Origin of the sequence: Pseudarthrobacter sulfonivorans (assembly GCF_024391045.1) — a bacterium.
Taxonomy (GTDB): domain Bacteria; phylum Actinomycetota; class Actinomycetes; order Actinomycetales; family Micrococcaceae; genus Arthrobacter; species Arthrobacter sulfonivorans_B.
This window is the reverse complement of the sequence record NZ_JANFCZ010000024.1, coordinates 1-13,543: the sequence shown is the minus strand read 5'-3', so window position 1 is coordinate 13,543 and position 13,543 is coordinate 1. Positions and strand designations below refer to the sequence as shown.

Sequence of the window (13,543 nt, the reverse complement as noted above, 5' to 3'; positions counted from 1 at the left end):
ACAGCGACGTTTGGGGGAGCTTCGGAAATGGTCCTTGACACAGCAACACTCAGGATCGCCTTCGGTGTGATGGCCCTGGTGCTGGGACTGCTGTTCTACTTTTCGTCCTACCGCATCACGCGTTCGCCATACAGCGGCTGGTGGTGCCTCGCCCTGCTGTTTTTCCTCGGCGGCTCCGCCGCCTTCCTGCTTAACGGCACCACTCATCAGTGGTGGGCCGGTCCCCTGGGCAACGTCCTGCTGGTCCAAGGCGGCGTTGCCGTCTGGGCAGGCGCACGCTCGCTTCGGGAGCTGCCGCCGAAGCGGTGGGTGTTCACGGCCGTTCCGGTGGCCACACTGGTGGCCACGGCCGTCGATCATCCTGCCACCAACGTCTGGGCCGGCGGCGCCGTCTTCCTCGCAGGGATGTGCCTGACTCTGGGACTGGCATCACAGGAGCTCTGGCGGCTGGAGCCGGGATATTCGAGGGTCCGCGTGCCCATGGCCGCCGCAGCGGCAGCAATTTCCGCGTTCTATCTCGCCAGGCTGGTGTTCTTCCTCCTGGAAGGGCAGCACGGGCCCATTTTTGTGACGTACTTCGGATCCGCGGTGACCACCATGATCACCATGGTCCTGCTGGTGGTGGTGTCCTTTAGCATGGCGGGGCTAAGTACCGAGCAGCAGACCCGCGCCCTGCGAATGGTGGCCACCCGCGATGACCTGACCGGCCTCCTCAACCGCAAGGCCTTCGTGGACCTTGCGGCGGGACTGTTGAAGGACCGCGCCGTGACGCAGGGGACCGGTGCCCTGATCCTTGCGGACCTGGACCACTTCAAGGCCGTCAACGACACCCACGGGCACGCTGCCGGTGACCTCGCCCTGCAGGCGTTCGCCGGGGCATGCCAGGACACGGTGAGGTCCACGGACCTCGTGGGCAGGTATGGCGGGGAAGAATTCGTCCTCCTGATCCCGGGAGGCTCAGCCCTCCGCGCCGAGCACATCGCGGAGGAAATCAGCCGGCGCCTCGCCCAGGTTCCCACCGCCGACGGACTCGAGATGCCCACAGTCAGCTACGGCGTGGCACTGTATGACGCCGGAACCGCCGATGTGGAAGACCTCATCGCCGCAGCGGATGAGGCCCTCTATACGGCCAAGTCCCTGGGACGGAACCGAACAGTCCACAGCGACCGCCGCGGCTGAAGCTCCCCAGGCTCTTATACTCGGGTCAGGACCGCGAGGATAAGGACACGTTGACGTGGGCGAACGCATTGGAATCATCGGTGGCGGCATTGTAGGCATCGCCGTGGCACGGTCCCTTCTGCAGCGCGGGCTGGGGGACGTCACGGTCTTCGAGAAGGAGCACCGGCTCGCCGCGCACCAGACCGGCCACAACTCAGGCGTTGTGCACGCCGGCCTGTACTACGCGGCCGGATCCCTTAAAGCCCGGCTGTGCGTGTCCGGACGGGCAGCACTCAGGGAATACTGCCTGGAGAAGAACCTGCCCTACCGGGAAGTTGGCAAGCTGGTGGTGGCCGTGGACGAATCGGAACTGCCCGCGTTGGCGGAAATCGAGAAGCGGGCCAGGGCCAACGGGGTTCCGGACCTCAACCGCCTCGACAATGCTGACCGACTGCGCGAAATTGAACCACACACGGCAGGCGTGGCGGCGGTCCACTCGCCGCACACCGCCGTCGTCGATTTCGCGGCCATCACCGAAGCGATGGCGCAGGACGTGAGGACGGCCGGCGGCACCATCCTGCTGGGGCAGGAGGTGACCGGGATTGCGGCGGACGGCGGCAAAGTGCGCGTCCGGACGCCTGCGTCCGGGCATGTCTTCGACCGGCTCATCGCCTGCGCGGGTTTGCAGTCCGACGCCGTGGCGCGCCTGCTGGGTGCCGATCCGTCACCAAAGATCCTCCCCTTCCGGGGCGAGTACTGGTCGCTGGACCCGCAGCGGAACAGCCTGGTGAACGGGATGATCTATCCCGTCCCGGACCCGCGTTTTCCCTTCCTTGGCGTGCACTTCACCCGCGGCGTGTACGACGACGTCCACGTGGGGCCGAACGCCGTACCCGCATTGGCGCGTGAAGGCTATGGCTGGCTGTCGGTCTCGGCGAAGGACACCTGGGAATCCTTGCGGTGGCCCGGAGCCGGCGCGTTGGCGAAGAAACACTGGCGGATGGGCCTGGACGAGATCAGTGCCTCGCTGGTCAAGGCCATCTACTTCCGCAAGGCACGGCGCTTCATCCCCGAGCTCGAGATGTCCGACCTGACTGCCAAGACGGCCTCCGGCGTGCGGGCGCAGGCGTGGGGCCGGGACGGCTCGCTGCTGGACGACTTTGCCGTGGAGCAGGTGGGGGCGGTGACGCTGCTGCGGAACGCGCCTTCGCCGGCGGCCACATCCTGCATAGCGATCGCCGACCACCTCGTGGAGAACTACCTGCAGGTGCGTGCCTGAGCCCGGGGTTTCAGTTCAGCTTCCCCGCCAGCCGCTCCCGCATCCGGACGCTCGCCTCGTTCAGGCCGATCAGCTCCACCTCGCGGCCGTGGCGGCGGTACTTCTCCGTGACCGAGTCCAGCACCGCAATGGTTGACGCGTCCCAAAGGTGCGAGGCGTGCAGGTCCACGATCACGCGGGCGATGTCCGGCCCGGCGTCCAGGGCGTACTCAAACTGGGTGTAGAGGTCGTTGGAGGAGGCGAAGAACAGCTCGCCGTCCACTGTGTACGTAGCCACGTTTTCGCCGTTAAGTTCGACGACGGTCCGCTCCACCGTGGCGAAGTGCGCCACCCGCCGGGCGAACAGCGCCATGGCCGCCAGGACCCCGGCGCCCACCCCGATGGCGAGGTTGTGCGTCACGGAAACCACCGCGACGGTGATCAGCATGACGGCGGTCTCCGACTTGGGCATCCGGCGCAGCGTCCGCGGCGCGATGGAATGCCAGTCAAAGGTGATGGCCGAAACGAAGATCATCACGGCCACCAGCGCGGCCATGGGGATCATGCCCACCACCCCGCCAAGTGTCACCACCAGGACCAGCAGGAAGACGCCGGCCAGGAAGGTGGACACCCGGCTCCGCGCACCGGAGCCCTTGACGTTGATCATGGTCTGGCCGATCACGGCGCAGCCGCCCATGCCGCCGAAGAAGCCGGTGACGATGTTCGCCACGCCCTGGCCCCAGGACTCACGGGTCTTGTTGGACCGGGTGTCCGTGATGTCGTCCACCAGCTTGGCGGTCATCAGCGATTCCAGCAGGCCCACGAGCGCCATGGAGAGCGAGAACGGGGCAATGACCTGGAACGTCTCCCATGTCAGCGGAACGTTGGGGATGAACAGGGACGGCAGGCTCTCGGGCAGTGCGCCCTTGTCCTGGACTGCGGGGACGTCCACCCCGGCGAGGGCCGTGAAGAGGGTGAGCACCACGATGGCCACCAAGGGTGAGGGCACCGCCGTCGTGATTTTCGGCAGTCCCACCACAATGACCAGGCCCACCGCCACGAGCGGGTAGACCATCCACGGGACGCCGATGAGCTCGGGGAGCTGGGCCATGAACACCAGGATGGCCAGCGCGTTCACGAAACCCACCATCACCGAACGTGGAATGAAACGCATCAGCCGGGTGACCCCCAGGACGGCCAGCAGGATCTGGAACACGCCCGCCAGGATCACGGCCGCGATCAGGTGGTCCAGGCCGTGGCTGCGCATCAGCGGGGCAATCACCAGGGCCACGGCGCCGGTGGCCGCCGAAATCATGGCCGGCCGCCCGCCGACAAACGAGATGGTGACGGCCATGATGAATGACGCAAACAGGCCGATCCGAGGGTCGACGCCGGCGATCACCGAGAAAGCGATCGCCTCCGGGATCAGGGCCAACGCCACCACCAGTCCGGCGAGGGCCTCGGTCTTAAGCCGTCGCGGCGAACGTAATGTGGCGCGGACCGATTGGAGCTGCAGGGGCGTGTTGGTCCGGGTGTCCGGGACGCTTCGTACGGCCATGGCGGGGTCCAATCGTGCTGGTGAAGCGCGCTTTGGCGGCTTCGGCCTTCGGGGAATGTACGGGGCGCGCGCCGTTTCGACGGGAGATTGGGTTCGCGTCCGCTCCTACCAGTCTGGGGGACGCCGCATCCCAACTGCTAAAATGGCGTGGTTGTAGACCGGTCAATAGCTGGTCCGGCCAGCGCCGTAACGTAAGTAGGGGACCACACAGGACATGACGGCAGGCGGTTCGCACCTGAGCACTTCGGAGACTTTCCCGGACCCGTCGAACAAGACAGTGGCCGGGACAGAGCTGCCGAAGTCCGCCGCGCCCGCAGCCAGTGCACCGGTATCCGGGCAGCCGGCCAAGCGCCGGGCCTACATCGCCATCTGGCAGGGGTTCTTTGGTGCCCTGATGATGTTCCTGGGATCCCTCGGCACCGGCTGGATTGCCAACGGGTCGCCCATGATCCGCCAGCCCGTGGTCATCGCGCTGCGGACCGAGGGTTGGGGCGTCACCTTTTCCACGGTCCTGCTGACCGTCGGGGCCATGCTGCTGATGCGGTCCTGGCTGCGGCTGGGCCAGCGGCTGGGGGACTGGGGGGAGCATTCGCTGCGGTCCGTGGTGATCGCCATTTCCGCCTGGTCGTCCCCGCTTCTGCTCGCCGTCCCGATTTTTTCCCGTGACGTTTACGCCTACACCGGCCAGGGGCGGCTGGTCATGGAGGGCCAGAACCCATACGAGGTAGGCATCTCCACGCTCAGCAACTGGTTCTCCCTTGGGGCGGACCCGGCCTGGGCGGAGAACAGGACTCCCTACGGGCCCTACTTCCTGTGGCTCGCCCGGGGGGTGGTGGGCCTGACGGGGGCCCAGCCTGACATTTCTGTGTTCCTGTTCCGGCTGCTCGCCGGCGCCGGGGTGGTCCTCTGTGTCATCTACGTGCCCAAACTCGCGGAACTTCACGGCATCAACGGCGCCCGGGCACTCTGGATCGCGGTAGCCAACCCGCTGTTCCTGATCAGTTTTGTGGCCAGCGCCCACAACGACGCACTCATGGTGGGCCTCGCCGTCGCGGGCGTCTACTTCGCTGCGACAAAGCATTACCTCACGGGCATATTACTGGTGACGGCGTCCATCGGGATCAAGCCGATCACAGTCCTGCTGCTGCCGTTCATCGGGGTGATGTGGGCCGGCCCCGGTGCCTCGTGGACCCGGAAGTTCCTCATCTGGGGCGCGACGGCGGGAATCAGCTTTGGTGTGCTGGCCGTCAGCGGCATCCCGTACAACCTTGGCCTGGGCTGGGTTTGGGCGATCATGGACCCGACGCCGGGGTACACGGGTTATTCTCCATCTGGTTTCCTGGGGCAGCAGGTTGAGTTCCTCGGCAACGTGCTGGGGTTGCCTGGCGGTACCTTTGCGGACCTGCTGCGGACCGGCATGAAGTGGGCCGCCATCGGCCTGGTGCTGCTGCTGATGTTCCGCGGTGACTACTCCAGGGCCGTGCGGCGGCTGGCACTCGCCTTCACGGCAGTGGTGATGCTTTCGCCCATCATCCAGCCCTGGTACATCCTCTGGTTCCTGCCGTTCCTGGCTGTGACGGGCATCCGGAACGACTGGCAGATCCGCTGCCTGTATGTGGTGGTGACGTTCTTTGTGGTCTTCGGCGCGCAGGACCAGCTCTCTGTGTGGTCCTTCGTGGAACTGCCCATTAATGCGTCCTCGCTGGCGTTCGTGACCGCACTGCTCTTTACGTTCTACCTGCTGGTGCTGGACATTCACACGCGGAAACTGCTGGTCGAGGGCAAGCCCTTGGACTGGGCCGGACGGGCATGGGGCTGGGTGCGGGACCAGCGGGCCGCAAAGCGCTGACTCGGCAAGGCCGAATCCCCGGGCGGCGAAGGTAGAATTCGCTGGCATGAGGACACTCGCAGACGACCTTGAAGCTCCTGATGATGTCCACACCCGTATTGTGGTTGCCGCCTACGGATTGTTTTCGCGCCGGGGGATCCGCGATGTGGGGGTCGATGAGCTGATCCGCGCCTCCGGGGTAGCCAAGGCAACCTTCTATCGGCATTTCCCGTCGAAGGACGATCTGGTGCTGGCTTTCCTGAAGCGGCGCGACGAGCTGTGGATGATGGGATCGGTGGTCCCGGAGGCCAGGAGAAGGGCACAGAACCCTGAGGACCAGCTGCTTGCCATCTTCGATGTCTACGACGAGTGGTTCCAGGATGATGATTTCGAAGCCTGCTCCTTCGTGAAAGTGCTGCTGGAAATGGGGGCTGCGCATCCTTTGGGTAAGGCGAGCATCGAATACCTGGCCCGCATCCGCCAGCAGGTTCGTATCCTGGCCGATGAGGCTGAGCTGGAAGACTCCGAGGCATTCGCCCTCTCGTGGCACATCCTTATGAAGGGCTCCATCATCGCCGCTGCCGAAGGTGACAAGCTGGCCGCCCGCCGGGCCCGGCGGATGGCCGCCGGGCTGATCGCAGACCACCGTCCCCACGCCAATTAATCTTCCTCTTGAACCATTGACTTGAACAGCTGTTCATGTCAAAGTTTTGGAGACGAACAAGCGTGATTGACGTCACACCGGCGGGACTCAAGGTGGAGTGCTGCCGGGTAAGGCTTCAGGCAAGCAGGCGATCCCTCGGGAGCCCCATGGGGTTCCAACCTGAACGCAGTCGCGTCCTACCTGCATCAAAGATCGACCAGTTCTGACAACGAAGACCAGCTCTGACCTTTCTTTCCCACTATTTATAGGAGTCATCATGGAAACCACTCTCGTAGGAACCCTGAGCAAGGCCGGCGCCATCCACAAAGTGGAGAACGGCTTCATCGGCCTGCCGTCGATGGACGAGCCCGGAACGATCGCCGCGATCGGCGACTCCCTCCACAACCCCGAAGGTTCGGTCATGTGCGCCGGCTTCTTCGAGCTGAAGGCCTCCGAGCCGCTGGTGTACACCTACACCTACGACGAAATGAAGGTTGTCATCAAGGGCGAGTTCATCCTCACGGACCAGACCACCGGTGAGGTCACGCACGCCAAGGAACGCGACGTGCTGTTCTTCCCCAAGGGCACCACGGTCAAGTTCGAAACCCCGGAATACGGCCTGGGGTTCTTCGCCGGCGACCGCACCTTCAACCCGTAAGGCGGACTCCCCGCAGGCGCACCGCGCCTGCGGGGAGGCTGTGGACCGTTCGGTGGTCCACAGCCTCCCCGGCTCCGGCAGCAACCGTGTGGTCCTCCAGGGAAGGGCGCGGGTACATAATCACCCTTCCCCCGAGGCCCGCATTCCCTCTCAACACACCAACTCCGTCCTGCGGGTCGAAGGCGGTACCGGTCCCGGCCGGATGAAATGACCGTGGCGATTTCCAGAAGGTTCTGACGGAAAAGCTCACGACTCAGAAGCTTGATATTCACCCTTGCGTCCGGGGCCTGCCTGCGCTCAGGACATATTCCTCAGACAGGCCCGCAATCCTGGCTGGCCGAAAGGCCTGCCGCATTCCAGAAGCCTTTGGCTGCCGGGCTCGACGTCCGTGAACCGTTCGCGATGAACTGCTCGCAGCGGCATCAGATACAGAGCTCCGGCCGGACTTCACTGTTGGAGACCCTCAAAAAAGCAGGAGAAATGTCCCTGACCTGTGCCCTGAGGGCACCTCTGCGGGCCGCTGCTCCCTGTCAGGAGTTCGAGCGGCACCCTCTGCATCGGATTTCCACCTGATCTACCAGCAAAAGGCCGAGAACACCATCACGATGTGCTGCGTTCACGCAGCAGAGACCAAGAATTGGAGCTGGACTTGAGTACGATCATCGAAAAAGAACCTGACACGGCGCCCGCCGAACTCACCAAGGAGCGCGCGCCGAAGGTCAACTGGCGGGTCTTCATCATCGGGTCAGTCATTATTATTGCTTTCTCTATCTGGGCGATGCTGATGCCTGCCGGCGCCCAGTCCACCATGAAGACGGTGGTGTCATGGATCGCGGAGAACCTGGGCTGGTTCTACGTGCTGACTGTCACCGTCGTCATCGGGTTTGTGTTGTGGGTGGCGCTGTCCAAGGTGGGCTCGGTCCGGATGGGCCCGGACCACTCCCGGCCGCAGTACAAGCTATTCACCTGGGTGGCGTACCTGTTCGCGGCCGGTGTGGGCATCGACATGCTCTTCTACTCCGTGACCGAACCCATTACGCAGTACATGAATCCGCCGGAGGGCGCAGGCCAGACGGCCGAGGCGGCCCACGAGGCCGTGGTATGGACCATGTTCCACTACGGTATCGCCGGCTGGGCGATGTATGCGCTCCTGGGCATGGCCATGGGGTATTTCGCCTACCGTTGGGGCACTCCGCTGTCCATCCGGGCCGCCTTGTATCCGCTGCTCGGCAAACGCGTCAAGGGCGGCATTGGCGACGCGATCGACATCATCACCCTGGTGGGCACCGTTTTTGGGGTGGCCACGGCCATGGGGATCGGCGTGGTGCTGCTGAACGTCGGTTTCTCCATCATGTTCGGTCTCGAAGAGGGGCTGGCGCTGCAGATCGCGTTGGTGATTGTCGCCGTCGTACTGACCATCGCGGCCTGCACTTCCGGGGTGGACAAGGCGATCCGCTGGGTCGCGGAGCTGAACATCTGGAGCGCAGCGGCCCTGCTGCTGTACATGCTGGTGACCGGACAGACCTCGTTCCTGCTCAACTCCCTGGTGGAAAACATCGGTCGATTCATCTTCACCCTGCCCGAACGTACCCTGCAGACCTTCGCGTACCAGGACGGCGGCTCGGAGTGGATGGGCGGCTGGACCTTGTTCTTCTGGGCGTTCTGGCTGGCCTGGGGCCCGTTCGTGGGCCTCTTCCTTGCCCGCATCTCGCGTGGACGTACGCTGCGGGAATTCGTCATCGCCGCCATCACCTTCCCGGTGCTATGCGACTTCCTTGTAGTGAGTATCTTCGGCAACAGCGCCCTGCATGAGGTTTTGGCCGGGAATACGGCATTCGCGGAGCTGGCCATCACCAACCCGCAAGAGGGCTGGTACGCGCTGCTGGGGATGTTCCCGGGAGCGCCCCTCCTCATCGGCCTGGGCACGCTGTCCGGCATGCTGTTCTACCTCACCAGCGCCAACTCCGGCGCCATGATGATGTCCAACTTCTCCTCGAATATCACCAATTCCACCCAGGACGGCGCCAAGTGGCTACGGATCTTTTGGGCCTTGGTTACTGCCCTGCTGACCATCGCGATGCTGGTGGCCGGCGGAGTGACCACCATGGAGTACGCCACCCTGATCTTCGGTCTGCCGGTGACGATCATCGCCTGGCTGGTGATGGCCTCGTTCACCAAAGCGCTGCGGATGGAACGGGCCGAACGTGCGGGCCGCGTGCTGCGGCGGCAGTCGCTCGCGGTGCACGGCGGTCACACGGAGGACCGCACCTGGGGCCAGCGGCTGGCCCGCGTACGCTCTTACCCGTCCAAGAACGAGGCGGCGGCGTTTATCGAAGCCACAGCGCAACCGGCGCTGGCCGAAGCCCTCAAGGAATTCACGAAGCAGGGCCACGAGGCAACCCTGCACACCCTCCCGAACGAACACACGGGTGTCTCCAGTCTTGTTCTGGTGGTCACGATCCCCGACCACCGCGACTTCCACTATCAGGTCCAGGCCGTCCAGGCCCCAGTGCCGAAGTTTGGCCGGCATCAGAACCGGGAAACCGATGTCTACTACCGGGTGGAGGTCTTCGCGCAGACCGGTTCCGAGGGCTATGACCTGATGGGCGTGACACAGCAGCAGGTCATGGAGGACGTGCTGCACCGGTACGAGGACCACCTGGGCTTCCTCGCCTACTCGAGCCAGTACGACCACCCCACCCTCCTCACCCCGCCGGCACCGCCGGCCACGGGCAGCCTCACTTAGGGGGAGTCTACGGACCGGCTCTTTGGGAGACGGCGGCAGGTTGGCCGCCGCGGCAAGGAGTGACAGTGGATACGGAAACGGACATGGTGGGCGACTAAGTTGCCACCATGTCCTTTCCATATCCATGTCTGGTTCACCCCGTTGGTGACTTCCAGCCGTGACTTCCTGCCGCGACTGTGGCCGTGCGGGCAGGCTTGGAAGGCAACAGCGATGCGTGGATCCTGAAGCTCAGCTATAACATCACCCTTCTCGGCACGATTGCCTTCGTGGATCCGGGGTCGCTGAGGCCTCCGTCATAGGTCCGACAGCTACGGACCATTAAACCAAACAGTGCCCAGCGGCCGATTCGGCCTCTGGGCACTGTTTGGTGAAAGCTGCACTGGAGGGAGCCCTGGCTGCCGCCTGTGCGGACCGGTTGTTCCAGCGGGGCCCCTGTGCGGTGGTCAGAAGATCACGTAGAGCTTGCGGAGTGTCTCGTGAAGCTCCCAGTTGCCGCTCCAGCCCCGCGGGAGGAAGACCGTGTCGCCGGGCCCCACGAACTGCGCTTCGCCGTCGTCGGCCGTTATGGTCATGGAACCCGAAATGACATGGACGAATTCGTTGGTCTCCAGAACCCAGCGGGACGGTCCGGCTGTGCACTCCCAAATGCCGGACTCGGCTCCCTTCCCGTCCTGCCAAAGGTAGGCTCCACGGGTGTCCATCTGGTGTCCGGTGGCTTCGGGGCAGGGGCCCCAATCGTCCAGCTCCGTAACATTCTTTGCATCGCGAATGAGGGTTGCGGAGATTGAAGCTGTATGTTGTGCCATTTGTTTTGCCTTTCGTGGCTGCTATCGAGCGCTTTCCCGATTTTGTTTTGGTTGTATTTACCCGCTTGCCAGGAAATAGCTTTCTCATTCGGCCCTGGAGCGTTGGCTTGGGTTCAGACTTCGAAGTATCGGAAGGAATGTGATTCCAGGCCGGCGGGGTTGGGGCCGTAAATGGTGACCATCCGTGCGTAGACGGGCGCCCAGTATCTGCCCTTGCGTCCTGGATTTACCCGTGCCGAATCGCCGGGTCTGAGGACGACAGTTTCGCCTTCACTCTCGATATGAAGTTCGCCTTCCAGGACGAAATTCGTCTCGGTGTGGGGGTGGAAATCTTCCCATGCGCAGGCATCCAACTCCCATTCCGAGAGGATGAAGTCATCCCACGGGCCTTCCGGGGCGGAGTTAATGAACCTGCAGCGCAGGCCCTGCCAGTGGTCCTTCATGGGCGCCAGGGATTGCGCCGGCCAGAAATCTATCGGTTCCCCCGTCGTCAACGTCGGGGGCTGAGGGGTGGTAGTGACCATTGTCTATGACCATTTCTTCAGTGGGGGAGTCTGCATGGCGGCATGCTGTGATGAATACGAGCGACTTCGCATCATGCGTGATGCAGGTCACTGTGATGTCTTTACTTTACATGGACGTGCGTTCAAGTCAATCGTTCCAGACGCAAATATTGACCCTTTCTTGCGGCCAGGCAATAGTCTTTAAGGAAGTGTCCCTGGCGGGCCAAAACGGGAGACTGGAGAGTGGGCCATGCGGGTATCTGCGGAAGAACGAAAAGAACAGCTGATTGCGGCGACTGTCGAACTTATGCGCCGTGAGGGTGTTCAGTCGGTAACCATTAGGGCTATTGCCAAGGAGGCAAATGCGCCGCTGGCCACCGCCCATTATTGCTTTAGCAATAAAGAGGAACTCATGGATGCGGCCGCAGAGGCGTGGTTCAGGAACCTGAGCCGCTTTTCCAGTGGTGTGCCGGTGCACCTGGGACTTCGTAAAGCCGTTGAACAGGTGGGCGAAGGTTATTGGCGTGCACTCGAAGAAGAACCCGCAAGCATACTTTCGGAGATCGAACTCATTCTCTGGGCAACGCGGAATGCCGCGGTCAGTCCGCTGGCCGCCAAAATATACCCGGCCTATGAAGTGGAGTTGGGAACCATATTCGCCACCGCCGCCCAAAGCAACGGTGATCAGAGCCTCATTGACTTCCCCACGATGGTTCGGCTCTTCCTGATGATCTACGACGGCGCGGCCATCCAATACATGACCGACCCGAAAGCTGCGGATCACCGCTCCCAGTTCTTTATGATGATTGACGCGCTCCTCATCAAGGCCGGCGTCTAAACGGGCACCTTTTGTCCTGCCCGCTTAAGTGGCACAAGCCTCTTAAGTGGCACGGGGCCTTCCGCGTGACACAACGGAAGGCCCCGGGTTTGCTGCGCTCAGTCTGTCTCCGGGCCGGTGCAGAAGAAGCACTCCCCGCCCTCCAGGGTTGAGTCGCAAGTCTGTTCTGTAAGGGAGGGTGGCGCGCCGGGCGGCGGGGTGCCCACGGCGCCCGGCAATGGCGGCAGCCGCTCAATCGCAGCCGTCATGACATGGTGGCGAACATCAGGGCCATGACTGCGGCGCCGAGGGCCTCCAGACCGTGCTCGGCACGGATGGCAAGCCGCGAAGCGGTTGCGTGGCGGATGGCGGTTTTTGTGGTGCGGCGACGCACTAAAAGCACCATGAAGACTGCAGCCGCGGCGCCGAAGAGCACCGTCAGCAGGAACGCCAGCCCCGGGGCATGGTCAAGGGTGGCTGCCGCCGGGCCGGGGTTTGCGGCGGCCATTGCGTGGTGGGAGTTCGGCATGGCCAAGCTGTGCGACGGACTGTGGCCGGTGGTGGCCAGGCCCATCATCGCGATCATGACCGCCGCGCCGGCCATGCTGAGGCTGTGGTAAATGCACTTAATCCTGCCTTGGCTGCCTGCGCAGAATGCTTTCAACTCCGGCCGGGCGATCGCCTGAATGACGAACCACAGCGCCGCGCCGGCGAGCACCGCGATCTGCGCCAGCATCGTCGACGGCGCGAGGTTCCACAACATGGCTGCCATCAGGACGTTCATGAGGCCATGAAGGCCCTGGTTGATCCTGTCCGCGCGCCGGCGGGATCGTATGGCTTGCAGGAAGTGGTAGCTCCCGCAGAGCAGCAGGATGGCCGTGAGGGCCCAGGTAATGGCGGGGATATTGAACACGCGGATCACGCTCTCACTACTGGGTTTTGGGTGGGTGCAAGACGGTCCCCGGTGCTGTTCGCACAGCGCCGGGGACCGTCCTGGTTAGGGGTGTTCCCTGTCCAGCTCTAACGGGTCAGCTTTAGAGCCTTACTTGTCCGTGCTGCAGCATTGTCCGTTGGTGGTGGCCTCTATGTTGCTGGGGAGGTTGAGGGTGGGGTTTTGGTCGAAGAAGCCGTGGGGTTCGAGCATGAAGCCGATGTTTTGGCGGGGCATGACGGGCCAGTCTTCGAGGCGGACGACGTGGTGCATGCCGAAGGTGTACCAGACGACGAGGTCTTGATCGACGATGTTCCGGTCTTTTTGGGTCCAGATGTGCAGGCCGTCGTCGGCGCCGGTGGCTTGGTTGGGGAATTCGCCGGCGGCGAAGCGTTCGGTCCGGTCGTAGGCGGTGACCCAGAGGTTATTCCGGGCGAACTGGGCGCGTTTGGAGACGTAGGACTCGTCGCCGGCGGCGAGCTGGATCCCGTTGGTGGGGATCAGCCGGTACGCGACGGGTTCGTCCACGATGTTCCGGGAGTCGTGGTTGGCGATTTTCCAGAACCGGTGTTTGGCCGAGTCGGTTTTGCGGATCGCGGCTTGTTCGGTTTCCAGGAGCCGGTCCACGGCCATGAAC

At 63.5% G+C, this 13,543-nt stretch carries 12 protein-coding genes; 7 read left to right on the top strand and 5 right to left on the bottom strand.

Going from position 1 to position 13,543, the window contains the following annotated elements; all coding sequences use genetic code 11:
• Window positions 1-27: 27 nt before the first annotated feature.
• The gene (locus NQJ30_RS14980) at window positions 28-1,179 is read left to right on the top strand and encodes a GGDEF domain-containing protein (protein WP_255770780.1); all 1,152 of its coding nucleotides are present in this window, start codon (window positions 28-30) and stop codon (window positions 1,177-1,179) included.
• A gap of 55 nt (window positions 1,180-1,234) precedes the next feature.
• Window positions 1,235-2,437: an L-2-hydroxyglutarate oxidase gene (lhgO, locus tag NQJ30_RS14975; protein WP_255770779.1), complete on the top strand. Its 1,203-nt coding sequence runs from the start codon at window positions 1,235-1,237 to the stop codon at window positions 2,435-2,437.
• A 10-nt stretch (window positions 2,438-2,447) separates the two neighbouring features.
• Here the strand turns inward: lhgO and NQJ30_RS14970 are convergent, their stop codons facing one another.
• A complete protein-coding gene (locus tag NQJ30_RS14970; RefSeq protein WP_255770778.1) occupies window positions 2,448-3,974 on the bottom strand; it encodes a SulP family inorganic anion transporter in 1,527 nt (508 codons plus the stop codon).
• Between the two features lie 214 nt (window positions 3,975-4,188).
• Between NQJ30_RS14970 and mptB the strand changes: the two genes are divergently transcribed.
• The 4 genes from mptB (at window position 4,189) to betT (ending at window position 9,849) form a co-directional block, all read left to right on the top strand.
• Window positions 4,189-5,823, top strand: coding sequence for a polyprenol phosphomannose-dependent alpha 1,6 mannosyltransferase MptB (gene mptB, locus NQJ30_RS14965; protein ID WP_255770777.1), 1,635 nt, complete (start codon window positions 4,189-4,191; stop codon window positions 5,821-5,823).
• A gap of 46 nt (window positions 5,824-5,869) precedes the next feature.
• On the top strand, window positions 5,870-6,466 hold the full coding sequence (locus NQJ30_RS14960; RefSeq protein WP_255770776.1) for a TetR/AcrR family transcriptional regulator: 597 nt from the start codon (window positions 5,870-5,872) through the stop codon (window positions 6,464-6,466).
• 256 nt (window positions 6,467-6,722) lie between these two features.
• Window positions 6,723-7,103 (top strand): cupin domain-containing protein, encoded by a 381-nt coding sequence (locus tag NQJ30_RS14955; RefSeq protein WP_255770775.1) that lies wholly within the window; start codon window positions 6,723-6,725, stop codon window positions 7,101-7,103.
• Between the two features lie 649 nt (window positions 7,104-7,752).
• On the top strand, window positions 7,753-9,849 hold the full coding sequence (gene betT, locus NQJ30_RS14950; RefSeq protein ID WP_255770774.1) for a choline BCCT transporter BetT: 2,097 nt from the start codon (window positions 7,753-7,755) through the stop codon (window positions 9,847-9,849).
• 443 nt (window positions 9,850-10,292) lie between these two features.
• Here betT and NQJ30_RS14945 read toward each other — a convergent pair whose 3' ends face one another.
• Both NQJ30_RS14945 and NQJ30_RS14940 read right to left on the bottom strand, forming a co-directional pair.
• Entirely contained in the window at window positions 10,293-10,655 is a 363-nt protein-coding gene (locus tag NQJ30_RS14945) for a cupin domain-containing protein (RefSeq protein ID WP_255770772.1), read from the bottom strand.
• A gap of 113 nt (window positions 10,656-10,768) precedes the next feature.
• Complete coding sequence (locus NQJ30_RS14940) at window positions 10,769-11,098, bottom strand: cupin domain-containing protein (protein ID WP_255770770.1); 330 nt, start codon at window positions 11,096-11,098, stop codon at window positions 10,769-10,771.
• Between the two features lie 310 nt (window positions 11,099-11,408).
• On the opposite strand from NQJ30_RS14940, the gene NQJ30_RS14935 reads away from it, so the two are divergent.
• Window positions 11,409-11,996 carry a TetR/AcrR family transcriptional regulator gene (locus tag NQJ30_RS14935; RefSeq protein WP_255770768.1) on the top strand — a complete coding sequence of 196 codons (588 nt, stop codon included), beginning with the start codon at window positions 11,409-11,411 and terminating at the stop codon, window positions 11,994-11,996.
• A gap of 244 nt (window positions 11,997-12,240) precedes the next feature.
• Here the strand turns inward: NQJ30_RS14935 and NQJ30_RS14930 are convergent, their stop codons facing one another.
• Together NQJ30_RS14930 and NQJ30_RS14925 are read right to left on the bottom strand one after the other, a co-directional pair.
• The gene (locus NQJ30_RS14930; protein WP_255770766.1) at window positions 12,241-12,888 is read right to left on the bottom strand and encodes a DUF5134 domain-containing protein; all 648 of its coding nucleotides are present in this window, start codon (window positions 12,886-12,888) and stop codon (window positions 12,241-12,243) included.
• Between the two features lie 129 nt (window positions 12,889-13,017).
• On the bottom strand, window positions 13,018-13,543 hold a 526-nt coding region (locus tag NQJ30_RS14925), incomplete at its 5' end, for a copper amine oxidase (RefSeq protein WP_441339098.1).

Bases quoted from the DNA above. Each gene is read 5' to 3' on its own strand.
- NQJ30_RS14945 (WP_255770772.1), bottom strand. From the start codon at position 10,655: ATGGCACAACATACAGCTTCAATCTCCGCAACCCTCATTCGCGATGCA.
- NQJ30_RS14940 (WP_255770770.1), bottom strand. From the start codon at position 11,098: ATGAAGGACCACTGGCAGGGCCTGCGCTGCAGGTTCATTAACTCCGCC.
- mptB (WP_255770777.1), top strand. From the start codon at position 4,189: ATGACGGCAGGCGGTTCGCACCTGAGCACTTCGGAGACTTTCCCGGAC.
- NQJ30_RS14970 (WP_255770778.1), bottom strand. From the start codon at position 3,974: ATGGCCGTACGAAGCGTCCCGGACACCCGGACCAACACGCCCCTGCAG.
- NQJ30_RS14980 (WP_255770780.1), top strand. From the start codon at position 28: ATGGTCCTTGACACAGCAACACTCAGGATCGCCTTCGGTGTGATGGCC.
- NQJ30_RS14960 (WP_255770776.1), top strand. From the start codon at position 5,870: ATGAGGACACTCGCAGACGACCTTGAAGCTCCTGATGATGTCCACACC.
- NQJ30_RS14955 (WP_255770775.1), top strand. From the start codon at position 6,723: ATGGAAACCACTCTCGTAGGAACCCTGAGCAAGGCCGGCGCCATCCAC.
- NQJ30_RS14935 (WP_255770768.1), top strand. From the start codon at position 11,409: ATGCGGGTATCTGCGGAAGAACGAAAAGAACAGCTGATTGCGGCGACT.